The following is a 26,557-nucleotide window of genomic DNA, read 5'->3' as shown; positions in this document are numbered from 1 at the left end:
GCAGCGGGAAGCGCCGCGCTGAAACCCTGCCCGTCGGCGAGACCGGGGGTGCAAACGGAGGGACGGCTTCGCGGGGAACCGGCTGCACGGAGCGAAGCGCAGGAAGCTGGGCGGAAGACGTTCCGAAGTGCGCCAGGGGCAGCGCCCCAAGCACCGGGCCGCTTGCGGCGCCACAAAGAGACGCACCCTTGCGGCGGACAGCCGGCGCGGCGGCGTGCGCGCGGACACTGGGGGCCAGCCGTTGCCGCGCCCCCGACCAGAGCAAGAGTGCCACGCGGGCCGAGAAATACGCGCGAACCCTGGGCGGCCTTAGCCGCCAGAGTGCGCTCACCAGATCCCCGCGTTCTGCTCAGGGGCGTTGCGGGGTGTCCCCGCTCGAAGGGGTCTGGCGAGACCCGCTGGGGCTCGGCAGCAGGGGAAGGCCTTCCCCCGCAAGCCATTCAACCTGCCCGGAAAACAAAAGGCACCGGCGGTATGTCGGCAAGCTCTGCTGAATCCGTGCATTCGTCGGCACGGGACGGCTCCGCTTTTCGCGTTATCCTTCGATTTCGACGCCGATCAGTGTCGGGATGGCCGTTTCGATCGGAGTATAGAGATCGACTTCCGCTTCCGGCGTCTCAAGGCTGACGATCAAGGCGTAACGTGCTCTGTCGTTGAAGCGCTTGAGCCCGGTTCGCTCCCGCCACCAGCCGGTGATCGGGTGGATATAAAGCATGTTCCGGGCGGCAAGCTCGACGGCCGGGCCTTCCCAGATGTCGACATGCAGCGATCCGGCCGAGATGGCGCGCTCACCGAACAGCCAGCCATCATTATTCTCATTCACCGGCCGCGGGTCATTCTCCTCGCGCCCTTCTGCGTTGTTCCTGCGCAGGAAGTTCGCGGTGGTCTCCCGCGACCGTTTCAAGTCAAAGCGAAGGCCGAAGGATTGGTAGCGCGCCGGGTCGATTGCCGTGGCGAAACTGGGATTGGGCTCGATGAAATAGGAGAGCGTCACCTTCAGCCGCACACGCAGATTGTCGAGGTCTTCGAGAATCTGGCGTGGCCAGGGCAGCGGATAGACATGGGCCTCGTTGAAGCGGATGCCTGACGCCTCCTTGCGGAAGGGCTGAATCTCCCTTTGGGCGACAAGCGCGAGATCGTTGATCGCGGATGCGCGAGCGCGGGCAAGGCCGGGAAGGCCGTAACCATAGCGGCGGAGACAATCCGCCTTGTCGCGCTTGGCCGCGCAGGCAGCGATGGCCTCGGTCATGGGCGGGGTCCAGCGCGCACTATGGACCATCAGCGCCCGGATGGTTTCCGGCCAATAGTCGGGATGGTCTGCCGCGATCTGCGCGGCTAAGCGGGCCGCCTGCGCGGTCGCCGCGCTGGTCGCCCAGAAGCTGTCGAGCGGGCGCTGACCGACATCGCGCGCGGTGGTCAGAAGCGAAAGAGAGTCGAGGCCGGCAATCGCTTCAGTTTTCGCGGGGCTGATCGCCCGGTTGCCTGCCTCGAACACGAGGTCGGGCTTGAACGGCGATTGGCCCGAGCGCCAGAGGTAGGAGGTGCGGCTGTAGGGGCTTCCGGCGCCGACGGTCGCCATCGGCGTCCAGCCCTCGTAGCCGGCTTCCGCGATCTGGCTCTTTTCGGTGTAGCCGCCGATCGCAAGCGCATTCCAAGCCTGACAGGGATCTTCGGCCGGAAAGGCATCGGTGTCCGCGATCTCAGCCGGATCGGCGTGGTCGGGGACATTGCCGGCGGCGAGGACGATGAGCCTCTTGGGCGCCGGGTTCTCCTGATCCTCGGATTCGGCGCCGGCCGCGGCCTGGTCGATGGCGGCGCTCCATGCAGTCGCGTCGGCACCGCTACGTCCACCATTGGTAACGGCCATGCAGAACATACGCGCTCGGTCAGGGTTCTGGATTTCGGCGCGTGCGATGGCGCCTTGGGTGATGGGACCGTAAGCGTGCGGGTCGTTTGGGGGAAAACCTGCGGGCGGCAGGATTTTGACCGACTCCAGTCGGTGGGTAAGGCGTCGCTGTTCCTGATCGGCCAAGGGCGCCACGAGGTCGCCGTGCAGCGCCAATCCCGCCATGCCGGTGCCGTGGCCGGAGCCTGGCGCATGATCGTCACCGCCCCAGGCGGGATCGACGCTCAAGAGGTCTTCGACCGCCAGGGCGGGCTCGATGAGCGGATGGGCACGATTGACGCCGGTATCGAGGAGGCAGATGGCCGGCGCCTCGCGGCCGGGCCAGATCGTCCGTTCGGCAAGGTCTTCGATGAACGCGCGCGCCTCGTCGCGCAGGTCATGGGTGAAAACATGAGGATTGTCGCTGGCGCGCCGCAGCTCGGCAATGCCGCCAGTGGCGAACAGCAACAACTCGATCGCGGCACGGCGACCATAGACTGGAACGACGATGGTTTCGGGAAAGCGCAGGAAGGTGTCGCCCTCGCCGACATGGAGCCCAAGCTGGGCGGCGGCTTCGAGAACGCGGTCAACCCTGTCGCGGAAGCACCACAGCGACCACCACATTTCCGCTTGAGGGTCTTCAGGCAATGCGGCGGGATCGTCCCGCCAGAAGGTGCGGATGCGCGCTTCGCGGATATGCTCGATCGTCTCGACGCGGGTTTTCCCTTTGGGCGAGCCGGTGCGCTCGTTGAGCGGCCCGAAAGTGTAATCCTGGAACACCGCTTCGAGCGTGTCGCGCATGTCGTCGGGCACGAACAAGGCGATGCGACGCGCGCCTTGTTCGGTGAAGGTCACAGCGCCTTGCCGGGTTTTCTCCCGCGTGCGTTCGAGCGTGGTCGGGCCGGCTTGCGGCGACAGCTCCACTTCAAGGAAAGTGCCGTCCGGCGGAGGAAGGAGCGCAACGCCGTCCGGCCTCTGTCGGGCCTGTTCGGCCTGTTGAAAGGCCGAAGCGAGTTCGGCGATCAAGCGCTGGCCGTGGTCCTCGCGGATGCGGATGAGCGGGCGCTGCCGGGCATTGCTGCCCGGAGATTTGAACGCAACGCTGTGAGCCAGTCCCGAAATGTCGAGATGCGGTCGGTCGTGTTGCGCCACAGGTCAGTGTTTCGCAGAGAACGCGGTGCGCATCGCTTGGCGCTCGGCGAGGCGAGCGATGATGTCGGGCGTGGCGATCTGGTCGCGCTGGTCGAGGATCGCGGCCTTGACGGCTTCGTCGGCTGCGCGCGCAATCTCGGCCTGGCTGAGGCCGCGCGCCGCCTTCTCGATGGTGGACCAAGCCAGGCGGGGATATTTCAGCGGCTTGAGGTTGGCCTTGACCACGGCCCGCACCTGTTCGGCCGAGGGCAGCTCGAACTCGATCACGTCGTCGAAGCGGCGCAGCAAGGCCCTATCGAGCAATTCGGGATGGTTGGTTGCCGCCACGAGCGGACTATCGGTGGCGCTCTTTTCCTCCATGAACTGAAGGAAGCTGTTGAGGACGCGGCGCATCTCGGCAACGTCGTTCGAGGCCGTGCGATGCCCGCCTACGGCATCGAACTCATCGAACAGATAGACGGCGCGGCGGCGCAGGGTCTCGTCGAACACAAGCCTGAGCTTGGCGGCGGTCTCACCCATGAAGCGGGTAATGAGCGTCTCCAGCCTTATGATGAAGAGCGGCAGCTTCAGCTCGCCAGCCAAGGCTTCGGCGGTCATGGTCTTGCCCGATCCGGGCGGACCGACGAACAGGAGCCGCCGGTTAGGGGCCTTGCCATGCTCGCGCAGCCAGTCCCGTCGACGTTGCTGGAGAAGAGCATTGCCGAGCCGTTCCGAGACTGCGGCCGGGAGGATCACGTCGGCGAGCGTCACCGTAGGTTCGCGAAGATCGAGGAGACCTTCAAGATCACCGCGCGGGCGGGCGAAAACGATAGGAATTGATGGGCTGACACCGCGCGCGGCGCGCGCCGTATCGACAGCCGTGCGCAAGTCGTTTGCGGTGTCTCTGCGACCCTGCCGGGCCTCAGCAGCGGCAACCTGCAAAGCGATCGAATAGAACTGCTCGTCGTCGCCTTCCGCTCGACTGCGCAGCATGGCCAATATCTGTTTGGCATTAGACACTGAATCTACTCGATTTCTTTCTCACACACATTTCCCCCATCGTTCCTGATTCAATAACGCAAACGCTCCAAGAATTGAAGAACAAGCTGGGGCGGGCGCGCGATATTCGCAAAACCTTCGTGGCGGTCGGCTCCAAAGCCGCCGGACCAGAGACGCTCGCCGCGCCTCATTCCCCGGCTGGCAACAAGCGAGCGGCTAAGATTGACGTCGGGCCTTTCATCGTTCGCGTAAGCAAAAACAGCTCCGCGTAAGCAGGAGCGGAAAGGCGCGTAAGCAACTTTTCGCGTCAGGATGAGAGCACGCGGAAGAACGCCGAATGAGCAACCTTGAGGGGCGTGAAATATGGAGGATAGGCCTATTTCCGCCGGGAGCACGCCAGAACCACGCATTTCCTGGGCATTTCCTGCTTACGTATTGCTTACTTTTTGTTCCTGACGGAGCGCGTAAGCAAAAAAGGCGGCTGTGAAAGCCGCCTAACTGCATGATCTTGCTATGGAAAACTGGAGCGGGCGAAGGGATTCGAACCCTCGACCCCAACCTTGGCAAGGTTGTGCTCTACCCCTGAGCTACGCCCGCTCACTGGCGTTACCGGGACATGTGTCTCCGGTTGGGAGGCGCGCGATTAGCAGTGGCGGTGTGCCCGGGCAAGGGGAAAATGTGCAGGCTCGCAAGCCCTTCACAATCGCGTGCAAAGGCCCACATTGGGGCGCACATCCCGGCGCAATCCGAATCACGCACGCGCAGACACATTCAGGAGCACACCTTGGCAAGCATGGGCCTCAGCCTCGACGAACAGAAAGCGGTCGACCGGTTCCGCACCAGTGTGGTCGAACCTTCGATGACCCAGCTGGTGGTGCTCGATTTCTGGGCCGAATGGTGCGGGCCGTGCAAGGCGCTGACGCCGGTGCTGGAAAAGGTCTGCGGCGAATATGCCGACAAGGGCGTGGTCCTGGCCAAGATCAATGTCGATGAGGACCAGTTCATCGCGTCCCAGTTCCAGGTACGCTCGATCCCCACCGTCTATGCCATGTTCCAGGGCCAGCCGGTGGCTGACCTGACCAATGCCCGCAGCGAATCGCAGCTGCGCCAGACGCTTGACCAGATCCTGGCCCAGCTGCCGGTCCAGCCCGGTGCGGACGGCGCCGAACCGGCGCAGGACGTGTCGCAGTTCATCGCCATGGGCGAGGAAGTGCTGGCCGGGGGCGATGGTGCCCGCGCGGCGGCGATCTTCGGCCAGGTGGTTGAGATGGCGCCGGACAACGTGCCTGCCCATGCCGGGCTGATCCGGGCCCTGCTGGCGGCGGGGCAGGGGGACGAGGCGCAGCAGGCCTACGACGCGCTGCCCCCCGAGATCCAGGCCGATGCCGCGCTCCAGCCGGTCCGCACCGCGCTCGAACTGGCGGCAACCCGGGTCGACGACAGCGAGCTCCAGTCCCTGCGCGCCATGGCGGCGGAAAGCCCGGCCGACATGGACAAGCAGCTCGCCTTTGCCGAGGCGGCCTATGCTGCGGGCGCGCGGGACGAGGCGGCAGATACGCTGCTGCGGATGGTGACGCAGGACCGCGAGTGGAACGAAGGCGCCGCGCGCACCAAGCTGCTGCAAATCTTCGAGGCCGTGGGGCTGGAAGACGAATGGGTTGTCGCCACCCGGCGCAAGCTGTCGCGCGTGCTGTTCGGCTAGAGCGGATGGCCCAGCGATTTCCCATCTTTCCGCTGACCGGCGCGATCCTGTTCCCCGGCCTGCACCTGCCGCTCCATATCTTCGAGCCGCGCTACCGCGCCATGATCAGCGATGCCCTGGCGCGTGACCGGCGGATCGGGATGATCCAGCCGCAGCGCGCGGAAGAGGGCGCGCCGCTGTACACGGTCGGCTGTGTCGGGCGGATCGGCGATGTCGAGATGCTGGGCGACGGGCGCTTCAATGTCGTTCTCGAAGGCGAAAGCCGGTTCCGGGTCCTGCGCGAGCTGGAAACGACCCTGCCGTTCCGGAAGGTCGAGGCGGAAATCCTGCCCGATGATCCGGAGGAATCGCTGTCCGCGATCGAGCGCGCCGGGTTCGAGCACGAGGCGCGCCGCTTTGCCGAGGCGCAGGGATACAAGGTCGACTGGCAGTCGGTCGAGCGGCTGGACGACCAGACCCTGATCAACGGCGTCAGCCAGATCGCCCCGTTCGATGCGGCGGCCAAGCAGGCCCTGCTCGAGGCCGACAGCCTCGCCGCCCGGTGCGAGCTGCTGGTCCAGCTGATGCAGTTCTTCGGCCACCGCGATGGCGATGAGGAAATTATTACGCTGCAGTAGGGAGCAAGGCCGGTTTCAGGTGACTGCCTCACGCAAGGTAATGACCGGAAGTGGGGTGGGAAGCTTCCTTTCCGCTTTTAGGAAACTAAAGCGAGAAAGCGGACGCTGGAACGAGAAGCCATGTCAGTAGCAAACCGCCATCGTTCCGGCCCTCCCAAGTCTTCTTTCGCAGCTCTCGGAAGCGGAATTTTGATTGCCTCAATCCGGTGACTGGAGGCGGTAAGGACGCTCAGGAGGCGCCGTGAGTACGCGAACGCGTGTCCCCCAAATTCGCCTAAAGCACGATGAAATTTCGAGAGACGCGCCTCTGTCTCAATGGTCCGACAATGCCGAAGGCTTTAGTAAAGGCCCCAGGGCCCCTTGCTCCGCGCGAGTATCGCTTCCGTCAGTAGGCCTACTCGCGTCGTAATCCGCAACGGGTCAGGTGATTGTCGCAATTGCGGGGGAGGTCTTCACCCTTACTTTCGGCTGGCCTCGTAAATGCCCTCGATCCGCTCCGCCAGCGTCAGCGGATCGAAGGGCTTCGCTATGACTTCGGCAGCGCCCAGCCTAAGAAGACTTTCCACGTGCTGAGGCATGACGCTCGCGGTCATGAAAACAACGGGAATGTCGTTCAAGGACGGATTCGCCCTGATCCGGCGCAGCACCTCGGCTCCGTTCATGCCCGGCATGCGGTAGTCGAGGATGATGATATCCGGCCGCGACGATTCGAGTCCCTTCAGAGCCTCTTCACCCGCCGGGAAGTGCGCCAGTTCAAAGCCGCCGAAATCTTCGAGAGCGAGGCGCCTGTAAGACCGACCGGGCTGATCGCGACCGCAATCGGCTCGGCCCATTTAGAAGCCGTGCGGAAAGATGAGCGTCGGGTGCCCCTGCGGGCCGCCGGGAACATCCAGCGAGCGCTAGAACTCATCGAAGGCGGAAGGACTGGGGCCGAGGCCCGCCTGCTGCTCGAAGAGAGCGGCTACTCTCTCCGGCGAACCACTTCGGGCGGGTGGGCCGTGCAGCCGCAAGACGTAAGCGGTGCTCCGCGATGTCCGGATCAGGCGCGTGCAGGGGCGGCGGAATATACATGATCCGCTCGAAGGAGTTGGCGGGTCCGCCGCTACTCATCAGCGCGCCTCACCGCCGTGCGGACCGGCTGACCGGCGCACTGACCTTGCGGCTCTTCAACGAGCTCGGCGCGGCAGCCGCAGCGTGGAACAGTGTCCACCGGCGCGCTGGTGAATCGAATTGCGAAGGAACTACCGACTTGGCGCGCCTGCGACGCAACCCGTTCACCGCGTTCTCCTTGGCCTTCGCCGCGGCTTACCCGAAGGGACGCGTCGTGCAGATTCATGGATTTGACCCGGACCGGAGGGTAAGCACAGCCGGGCGGAACGCCGACCTGATCCTCAGCAGCGGATCGGAAACTGCCACCCCAGCCGTGCGCGCGATCGCCCGCTGCGTTCGTGACGATCTGCCAGACTGGCAGGTTGCCGTTTTCCCGAACGATGTACGCGAATTGGGCGCGCGCAAGAATGCTCAGGGCAGGCAATTGCGCGCCACTGGGTTTCACGGTTTTGTTCATGTGGAGCTTGCTTATCATTTCCGCGTGCAACTGATGGAGAACGAGGAATTGAGGGGCCGGTTTGGAAATTGCCTTGAGGCAGGCCTGTGAGGACGATCTCGCCGGACCTTGCTCGCGCCGAGCAAGATATCGAAGATCGAATGTTGGGAGAAACCGGCCCAGACCCTGATGCGCGCGGCGTGGCGCGATGGGTGACCCCCGCATTCGCGAATCCGGCTTCACTTGCTTGCGGATCGCGCTCGAGAATGCGTCTGAGGCAGAGGAAGAGACAAAGGCGGGTGAGGTCGCGCTGTGGGAGGCTCAGCGTACTGGCTTACAGCCGGACGAGACCGTTGACGCGCAATGCGAGGCGCTGCGAATTCTCGCTCTGGCTGCGCCGCAATCGGCCGAGGAGATCGTCGAGCGGCGTCTCACGAGCCCTCTACCCGGCGACGATTTCTTCGTCCGCCGTGAGATCGTTCGTCTGGTCGCCAGTTCGGCGGCTTTTGACCGGACATGCGAGGACAGATTGCGACAAGCGACGTCCGATCCCAGTGCTGCGGTTCGCCAGTGCGTGGCAGGGGAATTGTGGCGCCGACCCGGCGCGGCGAAGACGAATAGCGAGGAGTTAGCGGGGGATAACGAACCCAAGGTGCGCGCCATGCTGGTGGTTCGCCTGCCACTCCTCGCGCAATCGATCGGAACGGATCGGGCTGCCCGAATACTGCAATCACGGCTGGCGCAGGAAGCGGAACCGTTCGTCTTGCGAGCGGCACTCCGTGTTGCAGTCGAATGGTCGTGGTCGGATGTAGGCATCGCACAGATGCTCGCTGCCGAACTGCGAGAGGATTTGACCGTCATCCATTCGGGTGGGACCGATCCGAAGCTCCGGCGGTGGGCGGCCGAGACCATCGAACAAATCTGGTGTGCGGCAGATCCGGAGGCGCGCGCACTCGCCGCCCGGGTCCGCGCGGCTACCGCGCCGGTAGCGGAAGGCCGGGTGGTTGTCGTTCCCGGCCTCGCCGAAGCTGCTGCGCAAGACGAAATCTTAGTGGGCCGGGTTCTCAGCGTGCTCGCCCAAGAGGGCTACTCGCTCGAACTTCTGTCTGGGGGAAGGCTTCGCCATGGGGAATTGATCGGGTTTCGTAGCTGGCGCCTGCTCCATGAATGGCGCCATCCGGGTTCAGATAAGCGGCAGGGTTTTTCGCACTGGACCGGCCGAATCTGGCGCGGGCGTACCGTCGCGCCGAGCAACATCATGGCGGAGCTTGCGCCGACCAAGGTTCCCGGTGAGCCGCTGTTCCAGCCGAGCGAGGGCAATTGGAGACCCTGGCTGCCGCTTCCCGATCTGATCCTTTCGACGATCGATACTGGAAAGCTTGTGAAAGTGCATTCGGCTGAAGGGATAACGGAAATACACCCGCCGAAAACCTTCCTTGAGCGGCTCTTGGCGCGGATTAAGCTAACTTGGAACTTCGCACGATTTGCTTCCTTGCGGAACTGGGACGAAGGCAGTGGCAGCACTCCCGATGCCTATTCCAATGGTCTAAGGAAGATCGGCGTGAACCTGGTTCTGAAGCAGAACCCTGATCGTGAAGTCGATCCACAGGTCGTCCAGTTCTTTTCATTTGGCCCGGTCTTCCTTGCCGTTCCGCTGTTCTGGGATCAGGCCGCGACCTATTTCAGCTCGCTTTATGCCAACACTCTACTTCAACTTGCTCTGTTCATCGCATTGGCATCAGCGTGGTTTTTCTTCAGACACGTCTTCAAAGCCAGGAGAATGCGCCGTGCGCGCGAATCTCTCGCCATCGTCGTCGGCGGATGGGGCACGCGCGGGAAGTCAGGTACAGAGCGACTCTCTTCGGCTCAGGAGGCAGAAGTGGCGCAGCTCCTTCGCACGAGTGGTTTGGCCGAGGCAACAGGGATCGCCGACCATTTCGAAGCTGCGCGCCAGCAATTACAGGAATACCGCATCCTTGAAGCCAGCCTGCAATCGAGCGCCGCACCGGATGAAATCGACCTGCAATTGCGCGAGCAGGCGCATCGCTGGTTCCAAGCCAAGATTGTCGTAGTCCAGGATTACTATGCTACGGGCGAGGAGATCGTGCGGACTCTGGCCGGAATAACCCCTCCCGGCTTCCGGAACCGCGTCATGGGCATGCAGAACATCAAGGGCACCGGGCTCGATTTCGTCTATCGCTGGCATGCATGGGAGACCGTCCACCGCGCGTGCGCCGACGCTCTTGGAGACGATCAAGCCAAGGTTCAGCGCGGGCTTGAGACGCTATCCTCTTTCCGCGAGTTCGGAATTCTTTCCGCGGAACTAGTGCGCCACGTCGTGAAGGAACTTCGCGCGCGCGAGATCACCGGCGGCGAGATCTCGCAGACCCTTCTCGACCTGATCGAAGCGCAATTGCTGGAACAGCTCGCACAACAAAAGAAGAGTGGAGAGGGGCAGGAAAAATCCGGTAGCTGGAGCGCCTTGGTCGCGTGGATCGAGGCGTTTCTTGATTCCGGCGACGCGGTGCGGCGGCGCAAAAAAGCAGATCTCATATACAAAGAGTTATCCGCCGAGCGGATCAGCTCCAGCCGCGCTGTTGTCGAATTAAAGAAGTTGACGACCCGGCAAAAGGGCGGGTGGCTTCAGAACGATCTGAAATCCAGTCAAATGCGGGGACTCTGGTCAGCAATAACTAGAAATCGACTGGACCAAGGACGAAAAAGTGCCTCACATTGAAATGAGCGGTTTGTAACCTTCTTTAGAGGCAGCACGCATCACGAGGCCATGCCGGTGCCGGAGTTTGAAATACGGAACGATTGATTCGTGCTAGAATTCGACCGAGCCTCACGCTTTCGGGGTCCGTCAGCAAGCTTGATTCCACGGTCCCTTAGCACGGCTCACGGCGCCGACTGGAGCAGTGAAACTGATAGCGCTTCTCATAGGCAAGAAATCATCGGACCAGGCACTTCGAACGACTTGCGCGGCTCCTAAACAGAGTGCCGGTCGATGTCCGCAATAGTTTGTTTCCCGCAGGTCGGTTTGATGGGTGTGTCACGCCGCGGAAGGCAGGCAGCAAACGGTCCAAGAGGACAGAGGCGAGTCGATGGCAGGTATCGGGAAAGAGGAGGCTGTTTCAAATGGCTGCTTTGGCGTCGTTAGCTGACCGACAGCTCCCGTCCGCTCAAATCCCGAAGCTGCCTTTCAGCCCGTCGATCACGTATTGCGCCGCCAGTGCGGCCAGCAGCACACCGAGCAGGCGGGTGATGACCGCCTCGACCCGGTCGCCGAACAGGCGCATCAGCGGGCCGGCGGCGATCAGGGCGGCCATGGTGATCGCCAGCACCGCGCCCAGGGCACCGAGCACCACCAGCGAGCCTTCCGGTCCGCTCGCTTCGTTCTGCAGCAGCATGACCGCGGCAATCGCGCCCGGCCCGGCCAGCATCGGCATCGCCATGGGGAAGACCGAGACGTCCTCGACCTCAGGGGTCGCGGCGATCTTCTCCGCCCGTTCCTCGCGCCGCTGGGTGCGCTTCTCGAACACCATGTCGAGCGCGATCAGGAACAGCATCAGCCCGCCGGCGATGCGGAAACTGTCGAGCTCGATATGGAGCGCGCCGAGCAGTTGCTCGCCGAACAGCGCGAAGCCGACCAGGATGACCCCGGCGATCAGCGTCGCCCGGATCGCCATGACCCGCGCCTGCCGCGCGGTCGCGCCCTTGGTCAGCCCGGCATAGATCGGCGCGCAGCCGGGCGGATCGATCACCACGAACAGGGTGATGAAGGCAGAGAGGAACACCTCGAACATGGCCGCGCCCCTAGCCGGGATTGAAGCCGATATCGAGCACTTCGTCCCACTCGCCCGCCTTGTTCAGCAGCACGATGAACCGCCGGGCGCCGTCTTCGCGCTGCTGGGCGAGCCAGTGGAGCGAGCCATCGGCAGAGGTGCCCTTGACCAGCGGCGCAGGGTTGGTCGCCGGGCCGGGATCAGCCGGGCGGCCGGTGCAGTCGGCGACATGGCCCTTGATCATTTCCATCGCCAGCACGACGATTTCGTCCTCGCCCCGCGCCTGCTGCGGGCGGGGTGGCGGCTGGGGCACGTCGGGCGCGCTGGCGTGGTAGCTCCAGCGATAGTCACCCTTGTCCTGCCGCTGCCACACGGTCACGTAGTTGCCGACCAGCCCGGCCTCGTTACGGAAGCGGCCCTGGCTAACCGCCACCTTGCTATCGCAGCTCATCCACACGTCGCGCGGGGCCCAGCGCATCGGCTGGGCAGGGTTGGCGCGGCCACGCAGCAGGGTCGCCGCATCGGCCGGGCCGTCAGCCCCGTGCAGTACGGCACCGGGGGCGGCATATTCGCGGAACGCGGTCCACTGCCCCTGCTCGCGCGCGGTGCGGGCAAAGCCGCTCTCGGCAGCGACGATCTGGCCGGGCTGAGCGAGGCCGGTAGTCCCGGCATTGGCCAAGGCGCGCTCGATCACCTTGGTCGGCGTGCGCGGAGGGCCTGAGGCGCAGGCGGAAAGCAGGGCGAGAAGGGTGAGCGCGGCGACCGGTTTGAGCATGGCGGGCAGCCTAGCGGCTTGCAGGCCCCTTGTCGAAGGAACCCTCAGAGGCCTGCCGGAACATCCAGCCCCTGGTTGCGATAGGCAGCGACCAGCGCGTTCCGCAGCAGCACCGCAATCGTCATCGGCCCGACCCCGCCGGGAACCGGGGTGATCGATCCGGCGACTTTCTCGGCGCTGTCGAATTCGACATCGCCCACCAGCCGCGATTTGTCGGAATCCGGCGCCGAAACGCGGTTGATGCCGACATCGATCACGCAGGCACCGGGCTTGATCCAGTCCCCGGTGATCATTTCCGGCCGTCCGACCGCGGCGACCACGATGTCGGCCCGGCGGACCACGGCGGGCAGGTCCCGCGTGCGGCTGTGCGCGATCGTGACCGTGGCGTTGGCATCGGTCAGCAGCTGCGCCATCGGCTTGCCGACGATGTTGGAGCGGCCGATCACCACCGCCTCGAGGCCGGACAGGTCGCCCAGCCGGTCCTTGAGCAGCATCAGGCAGCCCAGCGGCGTGCAGGGGACGAACCCCGGCTGGCCGACTGACAGCCGCCCGGCGTTGATGACGTGGAACCCGTCCACATCCTTGTCCGGGCTGATCGCGGCGATCACCGCCTGCTCGTCGATTCCTGCGGGCAGCGGCAGCTGGACGAGGATGCCATCAACCGCCGGATCGGCATTGAGCTGCGCCACCAGCGCCAGCAGGGTGGCTTCGTCGGTGTCGGCGGGAAGGCGGTGCTCGAAGCTCGCCATGCCCGCTTCCACCGTGGCCTTGTGTTTGGAGCGGACATAGACCTGGCTCGCCGGGTCCTCGCCCACCAGCACCACCGCGAGGCCAGCCGGGCGGCCCGCTTGCGCTGCGAACTGTGCGGCGTGTTCGCCGACCTTCGCCCGCAGGGTGGCGGCGAAGGCCTTGCCGTCAATCCGTTCCGCCATGGTCAGCCGGTGATCACGCTGCCGAGGACGATCAGCATGATCTGCAAGCCGATGATCAGCACCAGCGGCGAGAAATCGAGCGCCCCGGTGGCGGGCAGAATCCGCCGGATCGGGGCCAGCACCGGCTCCATCAGCGAATTGATCGAACGGTAGATCTGATGAAGGAAATCGTTGCTCGAATTGACCACGTTGAAAGCAAAGAGCAGCCCGATCACGAACTGCACGATCACCAGCATGACCACCACGTTGGTGATCAGCGAGATGATCTGGTAGAGGGTTATCAGGCCTTGCATCGGTCTGTCCGTTGTTGTTGCGCGGGGGAAATTAACAGGTCTTTGCAGGCGTCTTACCCGAGTAAGACGCCTCTTGCCAATCCTTATCCGGCGCGGATCAGCGTTCCCGCCCCGCGCGCGGTGAAGAATTCCAGCAACATGGCGTGCGGCACCCGCCCGTCGAGCACCACCGCCGCTTCGCACCCGGCCTCGACCGCGTGGATGCAGGTTTCCAGCTTGGGGATCATCCCGCCGCTGATCGTGCCGTTGTCCTGAAGCTGCGCAATATCGGCCGGGGTCAGGTCGGACAGCAGGTTCTTGTCCTTGTCGAGCACGCCCGGAACATCGGTCAGCAGGAACAGCCGCGCCGCGCCCAGTGCGGCGGCGATTGCGCCCGCCATGGTGTCGGCATTGATGTTGTAGGTATGGCCATCCTCGCCCGCGCCGATCGGGGCGATCACCGGGATCATGCCGGCGGCAACGATGGTGTCGATCACCGAGGTATCCACCCGCGACGGTTCGCCCACAAAGCCGAGGTCGATCGCCTGTTCGATATTGCTGCCCGGGTCCTTGGTGGTGCGCTGGACCTTGGTCGCGGTGACCAGCCCCCCGTCCTTGCCGGAAATGCCGATCGCCTTGCCCCCGGCAGCAGCAATCCAGCCGACCAGTTCCTTGTTGATCGCGCCCGAGAGGACCATTTCGGCCACTTCGGCGGTGGCCTTGTCGGTGACCCTGAGGCCATCGATGAAAGTGCTCTCGACACCCAGTTTCTTGAGCATGGCGCCGATCTGCGGCCCGCCACCGTGGACCACCACGGGATTGATGCCGACCGCTTTCAGCAGCACGATGTCTTCGGCAAAATCGCGCGCTGCGGCCGGATCGCCCATCGCATGGCCGCCGTATTTCACCACGAAGGTGCGCCCCGCATAGCGCTGGAAATAGGGCAGCGCCTCGATCAGCACGGCTGCTTTGGTGCCCGGATCGGGGGCCTTTTCGCCAGGTTCGGGCATGTCGCTCAGATTCCTTCGCCGGTCTCGTGCCGCGCCCCTAGCGGCTGGGGATGAGCGAGGAAAGCACCTTTGCCCCGCTGCCGCCCCGCGCCATGGTGGGACATGGCCCCGCCCCCGAAGTCTTCGGCAAACTCTCCGCCCCGCTTCGATGCCCGCTGGCAGGCGCGCCGCCGCCGGGCCGCCCGGTGGAGAGCCGCGCGCTGGTGGCTCTTGCTGGCCGCACTGCTGGCAGGCGGGCTGCTGCTGGCGCGCTGGCAGGGATCGGGCGGAGACTGGCAGGCGCACGACGCGGGCCGGTTTGTCCTGTGCGGGGAAGGGCGCGGGGAAGGGCGCGCCGCCAACTGCGTGATCGATGGCGACACGGTGATGCTGGGCCAGCGCCGGGTCCGCCTGACCGGCTACGACGCGCCCGAAATCGGCGGCGCGTGCGAGGCGGAGCGCCTGCTCGCCCGCCGGGCGCAGCTGGCCCTGCGGGACTGGCTGAACCGGGGGGCGTTCGAGCTTGACGGCGGGGCCGATCCCCCGCGCGATCTCTATGGCCGGGAACTGCGCGGGGCCCGCCGCAGCGATGCGATGGGGCAGGAATGGCTGGCCGAAGCGATGGTCGAGGCTGGCCTCGCCCGCACCACCGGCTGGGGCGCTGGCGAAGCCGGGTGGTGCGGGTAAGCTTGCCCTTTGCGCTGTCAGCGATAGACTGGCGCGGCCATCAGGGGGATCTGACGCATGACCGAGAACAGCACTCCGCAACCGCCGGCGCAGCCTGCAGGGTTCGATTTCAACCGGCCGACCATCATCAGCCTGCTCTATCTTGCCTCGTTCATTTCCGGGGTCACCGGGATTGTCGGCGTGGTGCTCGCCCATATCTGGCGCGGTGACAGCCCGGCGGGGTGGGAGCAGAGCCACTTCACCTATCTGATCCGCACCTTCTGGTTCGGCCTGATCGGGATGATCATCGGCATTGTCCTGTCGATCGTGCTGATCGGCATTCCGATCATCATCGCGGTGTCGGTGTGGGTGATCGTCCGCAGCGTGGTCTCGCTGCTGAAGGCCCAGAAGCACGAACCGATGCCCGATCCCGAGACACTCGGCATATGAGCCGCCTGGCCGTCTTCGCGCTTGCCCCTTTGCTTGGGGCCTGCGCCACAGCCTACAATCCGGCCCCTGCGCCAGCCTCGCCGCAGGATGCATTCTGGGCCGCGCTCTCCAGCCATTGCGGCAAGGCCTATGCCGGGCGGCTGGTGAGCGACGAGGCACCCGATGCGGAGATGCGCGGTGCGGCCATGGCGATGCACGTGCGCGAATGCTCGGACAGCCGCATCGCCGTGCCGTTCCACATCCAGCGGGCTGACGGCACCTGGGATCGCAGCCGCACCTGGCTGATTACCCGCACGGACCGGGGGCTGCGCCTCAAGCATGACCATCGCCATGAGGACGGCAGCGAGGACGCCGTGACCATGTACGGCGGCGATACCATGACCCCCGGCACGGCTGGCGCGCAGCAGTTTCCGGTCGACGACGAGAGCATTGCCATGTTCCGGCGCGAAGGGCTGACCGGCTCGGTCACCAATGTGTGGCAGGTGTCAGTCGATGCTGCGGGCACGCCGGGTGCCGCCTACACCTACCAGCTCAGCCGCCAGCCACCCAATGCGCGGATGTTCCGGGTATCGTTCGACCTGACCCGGCCGATCCCCGCGCCGCCAGCCCCCTGGGGGCATGACTGACGATCGCACTGCTGACAGCGCGAACAGCCTAACGCGCGAACAGGTTATCCGGGTTGGCCATGGCCTTCACTTCCAGCGCGTTGCCGGACGGATCGCGGAAGAACATCGTTGCCTGCTCGCCCGGCTCGCCCCTGAAACGCACGGTCGGCTCGATCGCGAACACGGTGCCCGCTGCGCGCAGGCGCTCCGCCATGGCATCCCATTCGGCCATGTCCAGCACCAGCCCGAAATGGGGCACCGGCACGCCGTGCCCGTCAACGTGGTTGCTGGCCCGGTCACCCGCCTGCCCCGGGGCGAGGTGGGTGACGATCTGGTGGCCGAAGAAGTCGAAATCGATCCATTCGTCGCTGCTGCGCCCCTCCGGGCAGCCCAGCACGCCGCCATAGAAGGCGCGGGCCGCAGCAAGGTCGTCAACCGGGAAGGCGAGATGGAACGGGCGCAAGGTCATGCCTCGCCCTCTAGCGCGGACCCGGCCTTGCGGGAAAGATTTTCCTACACCGGCCCGCGGTGCAAGAAAGACCGGGCTGAAGCGGTGCCGGCAGGCTGGGCAAATGGGGGCGGGCGGGGGGCACCGCCAGGGGATGGCGGCGCCTGGCCTGCACATAAACGCATGAATAAAAGAGGAAACACGCCTGGCCAGAGTGCTTGACACGGTGTCAACTTCGTCAAGCAGGTGTCAAGCACGCCGTTCAGCCTCGACAGCGCAGTGATGAACGGCTACCCCGCGCCCCAGCACACACGGTCCAGGCAAGGTGGAGCCTCCCATGAAGCTGATCATCGGCAACAAGAACTATTCCAGCTGGTCGATGCGGGCCTGGCTGGCGGCGAAACAGTCCGGCATCCTGTTCGAGGAACTGACGGTCAACATCGGCAGCGATGACTGGCAGGTGGCCAAGCGCCAGTCGGACGAGATCATGCCGAGCGGCAAAGTGCCGATCCTGTGGGACGGGGAAGTGGTGGTGTGGGATAGCCTCGCCATCCTCGAATATCTCGCCGACAAGGTCGGGCGTGACCGGTTCTGGCCCAAGGACGATGCCGCGCGCGGGCTGGCCCGGGCCGTGGTGGCCGAAATGCACAGCGGCTTCCGCGCCATGCGCAGCGAATGTCCGATGAACGTGCGCGCCCGGATCGAGGGCCATCGCATCTCCGAGGAGTGCAAGGCGGATGTGGTCCGCGTACTCCAGATCTGGGCCGAGGCGCGGGCCCGGTTCGGGCAGGGCGGGCCGTTCCTGTTCGGCACCTTCGGTGCGGCCGACGTGTTCTTCGCCCCGGTCGTCAGCCGGTTCATCACCTATGGCGTGGGTCTGCCCGGCTTTGCGGAGACCTACATCGAAACCATGTGGGAACAGGAATGGATGCAGGCCTGGATCACGGCGGCGGAAGAGGAAGAATGGACCATCGAGCAATACGAAGTGGCGCGCCAGCGATGATCGCCCGCCGGATTGCTGCCGCGCTGGTCGCGCTTGCCCTGTGCCTGCCCGCACCGACGCTGGCCTGGGGCGGCTATGGCCACCGCACCACGGCGGAGATTGCCGAAGCCAATGTTCGCCCGGAAACCCGCGCGGCGATGAACCGCCTGTTCGCCTACGAGGCGCGGCTGGGCACGCCCGAATGCCGGATGCGCGATTTGCGTGATGCCTCGACCTGGCCGGACTGCGTCCGCCGCGATGGCTGGCGCTGGGGCTACACCGCCGCCTGGCATTACCGCACCACCCCGATCTGCGAGGCCTACAACCCGCGCGCCAACTGTTCCGGCGGCAACTGCGTCACTGCGCAGATCGAGCGCAGCCAGCGCCTGCTGGCGGACGAAAGCCTGCCCGGCCATATCCGGCTGGAGGCGCTGTCGTTCCTGGTCCACTTCGTCGGCGACGTGCACATGCCGCTCCATTCGGGCGACCGCGAGGATCGCGGCGGGAATGACCGGGTAACCGCTTATGGCATTGTCGAGGGCCGCAACCTGCACGGCATCTGGGACGGGCCGCTGGCAGAACGGTCGATCACCTCCGCCCGGCCCCCGCTGGTGCGGCGCTATCGGGCGGAAGAGCGCGCCCGTATCGCCACCGGCGGGCCGCACGACTGGGGCCGGGAATCATGGCAGATCGCGCGCGATTTCGTCTATGCCACGGCCTTCGACCGTGACCCGTGCGCGGGCGAACTGCCGGGCGAAACCGCGCTGAGCCAGGAGGACATCGAGGCCGGGATCCCGGTCGCCAACGAGCGGGTGCTGCAGGCGGGACTGCGCATTGCGCGCCTGCTCGACGAGGCCTTCGCGCCGGGGCCGCTGCCGGTGCAGGAGCGGCGCTAGGGCACCCGCGCGGTGTCGTACCGCGTCCCGTCCTTGCGGACATAGCCGGCTGGATCGAACACCATGTCGATGTCGGGATATTCGCCGCTGTCGTCCTCGTACGACCCGGCGCTGGCGACCACGAACACGCACGGCGCGCCAGACCGGTTCTGCAGGTGATGGCCATTGGCAACCCCGGCCGGCCAGGCGATCACATCGCCTGCCCGGATCACGCTTTCGCCCTCATTGTCGACCAGCACCGCTTCGCCAGATACCATCACCAGCAGCTCGTCGATCAGGCGGTGCCAGTGGCGCTGGCTCGACCAGGCACCGGGCTGGAGCACGACATGGCTGGCGCGCAGGTGCGCCAAGCCGGCCGCCGGGGCCAATCGGCGGTACATCCGCCCCGCCACCGGTTCGCTGAAGGGCGCAGGATAGCCGGTCGCGTTGGTCTGGGGGATGGCATCAAGATCGAGCTTGGGCATTGGCGGCCACTCCTGCTAGGCACGGCCTCAATATGACCGACGTCGCCACGCTCGCCAACCGCCTGATTGCCGCCCCCAGCGTGACACCCGCCACTGGCCTGGTGTTCGAGGTGCTGGAGGCCATGCTCGCCCCGCTCGGCTTCGCGGTCTACCGCTTCACGGCGGGCGAGGCACCCGATGGCCCGGTCGAGAACCTGTTCGCCCTGCGCAAGGGGCCGCAAGGTTCGAAGCATTTCGCCTTTGCCGGGCACCTCGACGTGGTCCCGCCGGGGGACGGCTGGACCAGCGCGCCATTCGCGCCGGAAGTAAGGGGCGACCTGCTCCACGGGCGCGGGGCGGTCGACATGAAGGGCGCAATTGCGGCCATGGTTGCCGCCGTGGCAGAGATCCCGGCCGGGGCGGGCACGGTCAGCTTCATCATTACCGGTGACGAGGAAGGCCCGGCGATCCACGGCACCCGCGCGCTGATCGACCATATGCGCGCCGTGGGCGAAATTCCCGACCTGTGCCTGGTGGGCGAGCCGACTTCGGTCAACCGGCTGGGCGACATGATGAAGATCGGCCGGCGCGGCTCGGTCAATGTCTGGCTGACGGTGGAGGGCGTGCAGGGCCACGTCGCCTATCCGCATCTGGCTGACAACCCGGTCAGCAAGCTGGTGGCCATGCTGGCGGAGCTGGACGCGCGGGTGCTGGACGAAGGCACCGACTGGTTCCAGCCATCCAACCTCGAGATTACCGAGATCGAGGTCGGCAATCCGGCTACCAACGTGATCCCCGCTCGCGCCCGCGCGCGCCTGTCGATCCGCTTCAACGACCTGCATTCGGGTGCCTCGCTGTCGGACATGGTCGCCGCAATCGCGGAAAAGCACGGCGGCACCGCCCTGCCGATCGTCTCGGGCGAGCCGTTCCTGACCCCGCCGGGCGCGTTCTCGGCCATGGTCGCAGCGGCGGTGGAAGCGGAAACGGGGCTCGTGCCCGAAGTCTCGACCACCGGCGGCACCAGCGACGCGCGGTTCCTGAAAGACCTGTGCCCGGTGATCGAATTTGGCCTGTGCAACGCCACCATGCACAAGCGTGACGAAGCGGTGGCGGTGGCCGATCTCGATACATTAAGCCGCATTTATGCGCGGATTGCACTGTCCGCCCTGGGAGGATGACCGAATGAGCACCTGGTTCCGGATCGCATTGTGGAAGCGGGTGATTGCCGCGCTGGTGCTGGGCATTGCGGTCGGATGGCTGTGGGGGCCGGGGGCGGAGAGCATCAAGATCGTGGGCGACATTTTCGTCGCCTTCATCAAGATGCTGGTGGTGCCGCTGATCTTCTTCAGCCTGGTCGCCGGGGTCGCCAGCATCGGCGACCTGCGCAAGCTCGGCAGCGTCGGCTGGCGCGCCATGCTGCTGTTCGTGGTGACCGGGCAGATCGCGGTCTGGCTCGGCCTGCTGCTCGGCTCGGTGTTCCGGCCCGGCGTGGGGGTCGATACCTCGGCGCTGCAGATGGGCACAATCCCTGAGCCCAGCGAGACGACCTGGCGCGAAATGGTGCTGGGCATGGTGCCGCAGAGCCCGGTGCAGGTCATGGCGGACGTCAACGTCCTGCCGCTGATCATCTTCTCGCTTCTGCTCGGGATCGGCATCCTGATGGCGGCCAGGGATGGCGAGCCGGTGCTGAAGATCTTCGAGAGCGGCTCGGTGGTGATGCAGAAAGTCACCGCGATCGTGATGGAGCTGACCCCGTTCGGGGTGTTCGCGCTGATGGCCTGGGTGGCGGGCACGCTCGGCCTCGACGCGCTGGCCGCGCTTGGCCAGCTGGTGTTCCTCAACTATCTCGGCTGCCTGCTGATCATCCTGCTGATCTACGGCGGGATGATCAAGTTCATCGCCCGCCTGCCGGTGATCGACTTCTTCCGCGGGATGACCGACGCGATTGCGGTCAGCTATTCCACCGCCAGCTCCAACGCGACCCTGCCGGTCACCCTGCGCTGTGCGGAGCGCAACCTGGGGGTCAGCAAGTCGGTGGCGAGCTTCGTCATCAGCCTGGGCGCGACGATCAACATGAACGGCACGGCGATGTACCTCGGCCTTGCCACGCTGTTCGGCGCGCAGCTGTTCGGGGTCGACCTGTCATGGGGCGACTACTTCATGATCGCGCTGCTCGGCACGCTGGGTGCGGTCGGCGCGGCGGGCATCCCGGGCGCGGGCCTGATCATGATGGCGCTGGTGTTCGGCGCAGTCGGCGTGCCGCTGGAAACGATCGCCTTCGTGGCGGGCGTGGACCGGATCATGGACATGATGCGCACCACCACCAACGTCACCGGCGATGCCGCAGTGGCAACCACCGTGGCCGTGCTGACCGGCGAGATCGACAAGGCGGAGATGGTTTCGGCGGATGATGTTTGAGGCTGGATAAAACCCACTCTCCTCGGGGAGCGGAGTTTGAAGGGTAACGCCCTCCTACAGCCGTCATTGCGAGGCCGCAGGCCGCGGCAATCCAGGGCGTTTCGCGGTTGGTTCTGGATTGCCGCGCGACCTCCGGTCGCTCCCAATGACGGGTCGTTGGGAAGTGCATTCCCTCACCGCCCCTTCGGCGCCTCCAGCACCTTCTTCCGATAACTGCACAAATCCACCACCGGGCACCGCCAGCACTCCGGCGTGCGCGCCTTGCACACGTAGCGGCCGTGCAGGATCAGCCAGTGGTGTGCGCCCAGGCGGAACGGAGCGGGGACGCGCTTTTCCAGTTTGGCTTCGACATGGTCCGGAGTCTTGCCGCTGGCCATGCCGGTGCGGTTGCCGACCCGGAAGATGTGGGTGTCGACCGCGAAGGTCTCCTGCCCGAACCAGCAGTTGAGCACGACATTGGCGGTCTTGCGGCCCACGCCGGGCAAGGTCACCAGCTCTTCGCGGGTTGAGGGGACCTCGCCGCCGAACCGGTCGACCAGGATCTGGCTCAGTGCGATCACGTTCTTGGCCTTGGAATTGAACAGGCCGATCGTCTTGATGTGCTCCTTCAAGCCTTCTTCGCCGAGCTCCAGCATCTGCTGCGGCGTCTTGACCTTGGCGAACAGCGCCCGCGTCGCCTTGTTGACGCCCACGTCGGTCGCCTGTGCGGAAAGCGCGACCGCCACCACCAGCTGGTAGGCATTGCCATATTCCAGCTCGGTCTCGGGCGCCGGGTTGTCTTCCGCCAGGCGGCGGAAGAATTCGAAGATCTGGTCCTTCGTCATCGCGCCTGCGTTACAGCCCCAGCACGTCATTCATGGTGTAGCGGCCCGGTTCCTGCCCGATCAGCCAGGCCGCGCCGCGCACCGCGCCGCGGGCGAAGATCATCCGGTCCTCGGCGCTGTGGGAGAGGACGATCCGCTCCTGCTCGCCGGCAAAGATCACGCTGTGCTCTCCCGCGACGGTCCCGCCGCGCAAGGATGCGAAGCCGATCGCGCCGGGCTTGCGCGCCCCGGTCATGCCGTCGCGGCCGCTCTCCGTACTGGCGCCCAGGTCGGTCCCGCGACCCGAAGCTGCCGCCTCTCCGAGCAGCTTGGCGGTACCGCTGGGCGCATCGACCTTCATCCGGTGGTGCATCTCGACGATCTCGATATCCCAGTCCGCGCCCAGCTTCTCCGCCGCGCGGTGGACAAGGTGGGCGAGCATCTGCACGCCCAACGAGGTGTTGCCGGTCTGGAGGACGGGGATGCGCGCGGCGGCCTCATCGATCAGGCCATGGTGCGCATCTTCCAGCCCGGTCGTGCCGACCAGCACCGGAATGCCGGCAGCGCGCGCGGCGGCCAGGTTGGCGGTGAGGGCGGCCGGAGCGGAAAAGTCGACCAGGGCATCGCTCGCCTGCGCCAGCGCTGCGACATCGCCGCCCTTGTCGATCCCGCCCGAGAGCTGGTGCCCGGCATCGGCAATGGCGCGCGCCAGTGCCTGCCCCATGCGCCCTGCGCTGCCGATAATCCCGATACGTGCCATTGGATTTCCTCGTCGTGGCGTGCTTGATGCAGGCCATGACAGAGATACGCAACATCGTCATCCTCACCGGCGCGGGGATTTCTGCCGAGAGCGGCATCGATACCTTCCGCGATGCGGGTGGACTGTGGGAGCAGCACCGGGTCGAGGACGTCGCGACGCCCGAAGGTTTCGCTCGCGATCCCGATCTGGTGCTGCGCTTCTACGACATGCGGCGTGAGGCCCTGGGAAATGTGGTTCCCAACGCGGCGCATGATGCGCTGGCGCGGCTGGATGCGGCATGGACCAGAGAGAACGGGCGGGGCGAACTCATGATCGTCACCCAGAACGTCGATGACCTCCACGAGCGCGCCGGTGCCTGCCGGGTGCTGCACATGCACGGCGAGCTGAAGAGCGCGCTGTGCCGGTCGTGCGAGACGCGCAGCTCGTGGGACGCGCCGATGGCGGACTATCCGCCATGCCCGGTATGCCGCGCACCGATGCTGCGCCCCGACGTGGTGTGGTTCGGTGAAATGCCCTACCAGATGGACCGCATCTACCGCGCGATCCGCGAGGCGGACCTGTTCGTTTCCATCGGCACCTCTGGCGCGGTCTATCCGGCGGCAGGCTTCGTGCGCGATGCCCGCGAGCTGGGTGCGCGGACGCTGGAGCTGAACCTCGACCGAAGCGACGGCTCGCACTGGTTCCACGAATCGCGCCAGGGCCGCGCCGGGGAACTGGTGCCGGCGTGGGTGGAGGAGATTTTGGGCTGACGCCTACGCCCCACACCCCTTGCAGGCCGGGTCTTTCGCGATGGCCAGCGTCCGCATGCCCGGCTTGAGGCCGTCCATCAGGTGCAGCTTGCCCCATTGCGGGTCGCCCAGCGCGGCCTTGCCCGCGAGCAGCACCCGAACCGCCTGCATCGCCGCGAACGTGCCGGTCCAGCCTGCCATGGCACCGAGCATCCCGTCATCGGCGCAGGTGTCGCAATCATCGGCATCGAAGGCATCGCCGACGAAGCAGCGGTAGCACGGCTGGCCTGCCAGATGCCCGGAAAAGGCGGCGACCTGCCCCTGGAAGCGCCCGACGGCCGCTGAAAGCAGCGGTACTCCCAGCGCGACGCAGGTGTCCGACACCGCGAGGCGGGTGGCGAAATTGTCTGTCCCGTCGATCACCAGATCGCACCCGCCGAGCAGTTCGGCGGCGTTGCTCCGGTCAAGCGGGCGGTCGATCAGCTCCACCTTCAGGCCAGCGTCGAAATTGGCCAGCCACTGGCGCGCGGCGACCGCCTTGGCATGGCCCAGGTCGCGGGTGGTGTAGATCGTCTGGCGTTGCAGGTTGGTCAGCTCCACCGGCCCCGGCTCGATCAGCCGCAGATGGCCCACACCCGCGCCCGCAAGATATTGCAGCACTGGCGAGCCGATCCCGCCCAGGCCCACCAGCGTCACCCGCGCCTCAGCCAGCGCGACCTGCCCCGCGCCGCCAATCTCGGGCACGATGATCTGGCGGGCGAAGCGTTCGAGGCGGTCCGGGCCGAGGCTCATGCGGCGGGCTTGTCCTGTGCCCGCTCGCGCACGAAAGCGCCCATGCCGAGCCACCATTGCAGCGCGATCACCGCGCCCTTGGCCGGTTGCAGCACGCCCAGCATGACGATCACGGAGAACGGGATGATGATCGCTGCGGCGGCCCAGGCGGAGAGGTGCTGCTCCAGCACCAGCCAGATCAGCAGCGGCGCCATCAGGTGGCCAGTCAGAAAAATCGAGATGTAGGGCGGGAAGTCGTCCGCCACGTGCAGCGTCCAGTCCTGCCCGCACTGGCTGCAGCGCCCGGTGGGGCGGAGCCAGCGGGCAAACAGCCGCGCCTCACCGCACCGCGGGCAGGCACCGCGCATGCCGCGCAGTGCGGCGGGCGCCAGGGTCAGCGGAAACAGGGCGGGCTGGCGCGGGGACTGGTCCATCGGCCGCAGCTCTAGGCCTGCCGCAATCCTCACGCAATCCGTGCTGCGACTCAGCTTTCCAGCTGGCGCAGCAGGCTGCGCACATCGCCGTCCATGTCGGCATCGCGCTGGCGCAGGTCCTCGATCAGGCGCACGGCGTGGATCACGGTCGAGTGGTCGCGCCCGCCGAACTTGCGCCCGATTTCCGGATAGCTGCGCGGGGTCAGCACCTTGGAGAGGTACATCGCCACCTGACGCGGGCGGACCACGGCCCGGGCGCGCCGCTTGGAGGACATTTCCGACCGGTCGATCCGATAGAAATGGCACACCGTGCGCTGGATCTCGTCGATGGTGATGCGGCGGCGGTTGGCCGAGAGGATATCGGTCAGCTGTTCCTCGGCCAGCTGGAGCGAGACCTGCTGCCCGGTCAGCTGGGCATAGGCGATCAGCTTGTTGAGCCCGCCGACCAGCTCGCGCACGTTGCGGGTGATGGTGCGGGCGAGGAAGCCGATCACGTCTTCCGGCACTTCCAGCGGGGCGAACCGGGTCAATTTCGATTCGAGGATCTTGCGGCGCAGCTCGATGTCGGCGGCGGCGATATCGGCCACCAGCCCCATCGACAGGCGGCTGAGCAGGCGCGGCTCGACCCCGTCCAGTGCCTGCGGTGCACGGTCGGCGGCGAACACCAACCGCTTGCCTTCGGCCAGCAGGGCATCGATCGTGTAGAGCAGTTCCTCCTGCGCGGCAGCCTTGCCGATGATGAACTGGATATCATCGACCAGCAGCAGGTCGAAGCTGCGCAGGCGGCCCTTGAACTCCATCATCTGCCCGGCCTTCAGCGCTTGGACAAACTCGATCATGAAACGCTCGGCGCTGCAGTAGAAGATGCGTGCCCGCGGGTGCTGGCCGAGGTAGGCATGGCCGATTGCGTGGAGCAGGTGAGTCTTGCCCTGTCCGGTAGCGGCCTTGATGTAGAGCGGCGAGAACTGGGGCTGCTCGGTCGCGGCCATGCGCTGTGCGGCGTTGCAGGCCAGCACGTTGGTTTCGCCCGTGACGAAGGCAGCGAAGGTGAGCGAGGGGTCCAGCCCGACCGGGGCGGACAGGCCGCTTTCGCCGAACGGGCTGGCCGAGATGGTGATCATGGAACCGTCGCCGCCATCGTTGGCGGCCCGGCGCATCTCGCCGCCCAGGCTGATCTCGGGCAGCTTGCGACGGCCCGGATGGACCGAAATCCGCACCTGGCGCACTTCGCTACGGGCAATCTTCCACGCCAGCGAGAGGCGGTCCGCGAACCGGTCCTTGACCCAGTTGGCGGAAAATTCGGTCGGCAGATAGAGATCGAGCAGACCGCCGGCCTTGTCGAACCCGCCCAGCACGATCGGCTTGATCCACTGGCTGTGGAGCTGGTGGCCCAGATCCTTTCGCAGGCCCTGGCTGATGTCTGCCCAGTCGGCTGCCAGGTTCACTGCTTCGAGATCTTCCATGCCCTCACTCTCCGTCCTGCGTTTCGCCGTGTGGCCCACGCCATGTTCTTCAGCCAT

Annotated in this window: 27 protein-coding genes and 1 tRNA gene; 12 read left to right on the top strand and 16 right to left on the bottom strand. The window is 65.8% G+C overall.

Translation table 11 applies throughout. From position 1 onward, the window contains the following. Positions 1 to 535 precede the first annotated feature (535 nt). The 3 genes from U4960_RS00140 to U4960_RS00130 all read right to left on the bottom strand — a co-directional run bounded on the left by U4960_RS00140 (position 536) and on the right by U4960_RS00130 (position 4,612). Positions 536 to 3,037 carry a S8 family peptidase gene (locus tag U4960_RS00140; protein ID WP_324261627.1) on the bottom strand — a complete coding sequence of 834 codons (2,502 nt, stop codon included), beginning with the start codon at positions 3,035 to 3,037 and terminating at the stop codon, positions 536 to 538. Between the two features lie 3 nt (positions 3,038 to 3,040). Next, positions 3,041 to 4,009: an AAA family ATPase gene (locus tag U4960_RS00135; RefSeq protein WP_230281910.1), complete on the bottom strand. Its 969-nt coding sequence runs from the start codon at positions 4,007 to 4,009 to the stop codon at positions 3,041 to 3,043. Positions 4,010 to 4,537: 528 nt separating this feature from the next. Then, positions 4,538 to 4,612, bottom strand: a tRNA-Gly gene (locus tag U4960_RS00130). Positions 4,613 to 4,808: 196 nt separating this feature from the next. Here U4960_RS00130 and U4960_RS00125 point away from each other — a divergent pair. Both U4960_RS00125 and U4960_RS00120 read left to right on the top strand, forming a co-directional pair. Continuing rightward, positions 4,809 to 5,717 (top strand): tetratricopeptide repeat protein, encoded by a 909-nt coding sequence (locus tag U4960_RS00125; RefSeq protein WP_324263137.1) that lies wholly within the window; start codon positions 4,809 to 4,811, stop codon positions 5,715 to 5,717. A 5-nt stretch (positions 5,718 to 5,722) separates the two neighbouring features. Beyond that, a complete protein-coding gene (locus tag U4960_RS00120; protein WP_324261626.1) occupies positions 5,723 to 6,334 on the top strand; it encodes an LON peptidase substrate-binding domain-containing protein in 612 nt (203 codons plus the stop codon). Between the two features lie 458 nt (positions 6,335 to 6,792). Here U4960_RS00120 and U4960_RS00115 read toward each other — a convergent pair whose 3' ends face one another. Continuing rightward, positions 6,793 to 7,167 (bottom strand): response regulator, encoded by a 375-nt coding sequence (locus tag U4960_RS00115; protein ID WP_324261625.1) that lies wholly within the window; start codon positions 7,165 to 7,167, stop codon positions 6,793 to 6,795. 236 nt (positions 7,168 to 7,403) lie between these two features. Between U4960_RS00115 and U4960_RS00110 the strand changes: the two genes are divergently transcribed. Next, entirely contained in the window at positions 7,404 to 7,991 is a 588-nt protein-coding gene (locus U4960_RS00110; RefSeq protein WP_324261624.1) for a hypothetical protein, read from the top strand. 97 nt (positions 7,992 to 8,088) lie between these two features. Then, positions 8,089 to 10,617, top strand: a complete 2,529-nt coding sequence (locus tag U4960_RS00105; RefSeq protein WP_324261623.1) for a hypothetical protein — start codon at positions 8,089 to 8,091, stop codon at positions 10,615 to 10,617. Between the two features lie 445 nt (positions 10,618 to 11,062). Here U4960_RS00105 and U4960_RS00100 read toward each other — a convergent pair whose 3' ends face one another. The 5 genes from U4960_RS00100 to argB all read right to left on the bottom strand — a co-directional run bounded on the left by U4960_RS00100 (position 11,063) and on the right by argB (position 14,654). Then, positions 11,063 to 11,686 carry a MarC family protein gene (locus U4960_RS00100; RefSeq protein WP_324261622.1) on the bottom strand — a complete coding sequence of 208 codons (624 nt, stop codon included), beginning with the start codon at positions 11,684 to 11,686 and terminating at the stop codon, positions 11,063 to 11,065. Between the two features lie 10 nt (positions 11,687 to 11,696). Beyond that, positions 11,697 to 12,440, bottom strand: a complete 744-nt coding sequence (locus U4960_RS00095) for a hypothetical protein (protein ID WP_324261621.1) — start codon at positions 12,438 to 12,440, stop codon at positions 11,697 to 11,699. A 44-nt stretch (positions 12,441 to 12,484) separates the two neighbouring features. Next, the gene (gene folD / locus U4960_RS00090) at positions 12,485 to 13,372 is read right to left on the bottom strand and encodes a bifunctional methylenetetrahydrofolate dehydrogenase/methenyltetrahydrofolate cyclohydrolase FolD (RefSeq protein WP_324261620.1); all 888 of its coding nucleotides are present in this window, start codon (positions 13,370 to 13,372) and stop codon (positions 12,485 to 12,487) included. 2 nt (positions 13,373 to 13,374) lie between these two features. After that, positions 13,375 to 13,665 carry a YggT family protein gene (locus tag U4960_RS00085; protein ID WP_324261619.1) on the bottom strand — a complete coding sequence of 97 codons (291 nt, stop codon included), beginning with the start codon at positions 13,663 to 13,665 and terminating at the stop codon, positions 13,375 to 13,377. An 83-nt stretch (positions 13,666 to 13,748) separates the two neighbouring features. Beyond that, entirely contained in the window at positions 13,749 to 14,654 is a 906-nt protein-coding gene (gene argB / locus U4960_RS00080) for an acetylglutamate kinase (protein ID WP_324261618.1), read from the bottom strand. Positions 14,655 to 14,756: 102 nt separating this feature from the next. Here argB and U4960_RS00075 point away from each other — a divergent pair, with 102 nt between their 5' ends. Genes U4960_RS00075 through U4960_RS00065 form a run of 3 tightly spaced genes read left to right on the top strand, consistent with a single transcriptional unit; the run spans position 14,757 to position 16,375 of the window. Beyond that, entirely contained in the window at positions 14,757 to 15,320 is a 564-nt protein-coding gene (locus tag U4960_RS00075; RefSeq protein ID WP_324261617.1) for a thermonuclease family protein, read from the top strand. Between the two features lie 57 nt (positions 15,321 to 15,377). After that, positions 15,378 to 15,749 (top strand): DUF4870 family protein, encoded by a 372-nt coding sequence (locus U4960_RS00070; RefSeq protein WP_324261616.1) that lies wholly within the window; start codon positions 15,378 to 15,380, stop codon positions 15,747 to 15,749. Next, the gene (locus U4960_RS00065) at positions 15,746 to 16,375 is read left to right on the top strand and encodes a hypothetical protein (protein WP_324261615.1); all 630 of its coding nucleotides are present in this window, start codon (positions 15,746 to 15,748) and stop codon (positions 16,373 to 16,375) included. Before U4960_RS00070 ends, U4960_RS00065 begins: the two co-directional genes overlap by 4 nt. 28 nt (positions 16,376 to 16,403) lie before the next feature. Here U4960_RS00065 and U4960_RS00060 read toward each other — a convergent pair whose 3' ends face one another. Next, positions 16,404 to 16,823 carry a VOC family protein gene (locus tag U4960_RS00060; protein ID WP_324261614.1) on the bottom strand — a complete coding sequence of 140 codons (420 nt, stop codon included), beginning with the start codon at positions 16,821 to 16,823 and terminating at the stop codon, positions 16,404 to 16,406. Between the two features lie 316 nt (positions 16,824 to 17,139). On the opposite strand from U4960_RS00060, the gene U4960_RS00055 reads away from it, so the two are divergent. Then, positions 17,140 to 17,805: a glutathione S-transferase family protein gene (locus U4960_RS00055; protein ID WP_324261613.1), complete on the top strand. Its 666-nt coding sequence runs from the start codon at positions 17,140 to 17,142 to the stop codon at positions 17,803 to 17,805. After that, entirely contained in the window at positions 17,802 to 18,680 is an 879-nt protein-coding gene (locus U4960_RS00050; RefSeq protein WP_324261612.1) for a S1/P1 nuclease, read from the top strand. The genes U4960_RS00055 and U4960_RS00050 overlap by 4 nt, the downstream gene beginning before the upstream one ends. On the opposite strand, the gene U4960_RS00045 is transcribed toward U4960_RS00050, so the two are convergent. Further along, the gene (locus U4960_RS00045; protein WP_324261611.1) at positions 18,677 to 19,144 is read right to left on the bottom strand and encodes a cupin domain-containing protein; all 468 of its coding nucleotides are present in this window, start codon (positions 19,142 to 19,144) and stop codon (positions 18,677 to 18,679) included. The two genes, U4960_RS00050 and U4960_RS00045, sit on opposite strands and share 4 nt — an antisense overlap. Positions 19,145 to 19,176: 32 nt before the next feature. Here U4960_RS00045 and dapE point away from each other — a divergent pair, with 32 nt between their 5' ends. Together dapE and U4960_RS00035 are read left to right on the top strand one after the other, a co-directional pair. Further along, on the top strand, positions 19,177 to 20,301 hold the full coding sequence (gene dapE, locus U4960_RS00040) for a succinyl-diaminopimelate desuccinylase (protein WP_324261610.1): 1,125 nt from the start codon (positions 19,177 to 19,179) through the stop codon (positions 20,299 to 20,301). Positions 20,302 to 20,305: 4 nt separating this feature from the next. Next, positions 20,306 to 21,541, top strand: a complete 1,236-nt coding sequence (locus U4960_RS00035) for a dicarboxylate/amino acid:cation symporter (protein ID WP_324261609.1) — start codon at positions 20,306 to 20,308, stop codon at positions 21,539 to 21,541. A 173-nt stretch (positions 21,542 to 21,714) separates the two neighbouring features. Here the strand turns inward: U4960_RS00035 and nth are convergent, their stop codons facing one another. Continuing rightward, positions 21,715 to 22,365: an endonuclease III gene (gene nth, locus U4960_RS00030; RefSeq protein WP_324261608.1), complete on the bottom strand. Its 651-nt coding sequence runs from the start codon at positions 22,363 to 22,365 to the stop codon at positions 21,715 to 21,717. A 10-nt stretch (positions 22,366 to 22,375) separates the two neighbouring features. Next, positions 22,376 to 23,104, bottom strand: a complete 729-nt coding sequence (gene dapB / locus U4960_RS00025; protein WP_324261607.1) for a 4-hydroxy-tetrahydrodipicolinate reductase — start codon at positions 23,102 to 23,104, stop codon at positions 22,376 to 22,378. A gap of 35 nt (positions 23,105 to 23,139) precedes the next feature. Here dapB and U4960_RS00020 point away from each other — a divergent pair, with 35 nt between their 5' ends. Next, entirely contained in the window at positions 23,140 to 23,853 is a 714-nt protein-coding gene (locus U4960_RS00020; RefSeq protein WP_324261606.1) for an NAD-dependent deacylase, read from the top strand. 3 nt (positions 23,854 to 23,856) lie between these two features. Here U4960_RS00020 and U4960_RS00015 read toward each other — a convergent pair whose 3' ends face one another. From U4960_RS00015 to dnaA, 3 genes are read right to left on the bottom strand one after another with little or no spacing between them, the layout of a single operon-like run. Further along, positions 23,857 to 24,624, bottom strand: a complete 768-nt coding sequence (locus U4960_RS00015) for a HesA/MoeB/ThiF family protein (protein WP_324261605.1) — start codon at positions 24,622 to 24,624, stop codon at positions 23,857 to 23,859. Further along, positions 24,621 to 25,037, bottom strand: coding sequence for a DUF983 domain-containing protein (locus tag U4960_RS00010; protein ID WP_324261604.1), 417 nt, complete (start codon positions 25,035 to 25,037; stop codon positions 24,621 to 24,623). Before U4960_RS00010 ends, U4960_RS00015 begins: the two co-directional genes overlap by 4 nt. 50 nt (positions 25,038 to 25,087) lie before the next feature. Beyond that, complete coding sequence (dnaA, locus tag U4960_RS00005) at positions 25,088 to 26,557, bottom strand: chromosomal replication initiator protein DnaA (protein ID WP_324261603.1); 1,470 nt, start codon at positions 26,555 to 26,557, stop codon at positions 25,088 to 25,090.

It is taken from the genome of Altererythrobacter sp. H2 (assembly GCF_035319885.1).
Classification (GTDB): domain Bacteria; phylum Pseudomonadota; class Alphaproteobacteria; order Sphingomonadales; family Sphingomonadaceae; genus 34-65-8.
The sequence above is the reverse complement of the archived record's forward strand: the minus strand, read 5'-3'. Positions and strand labels throughout refer to the sequence as shown.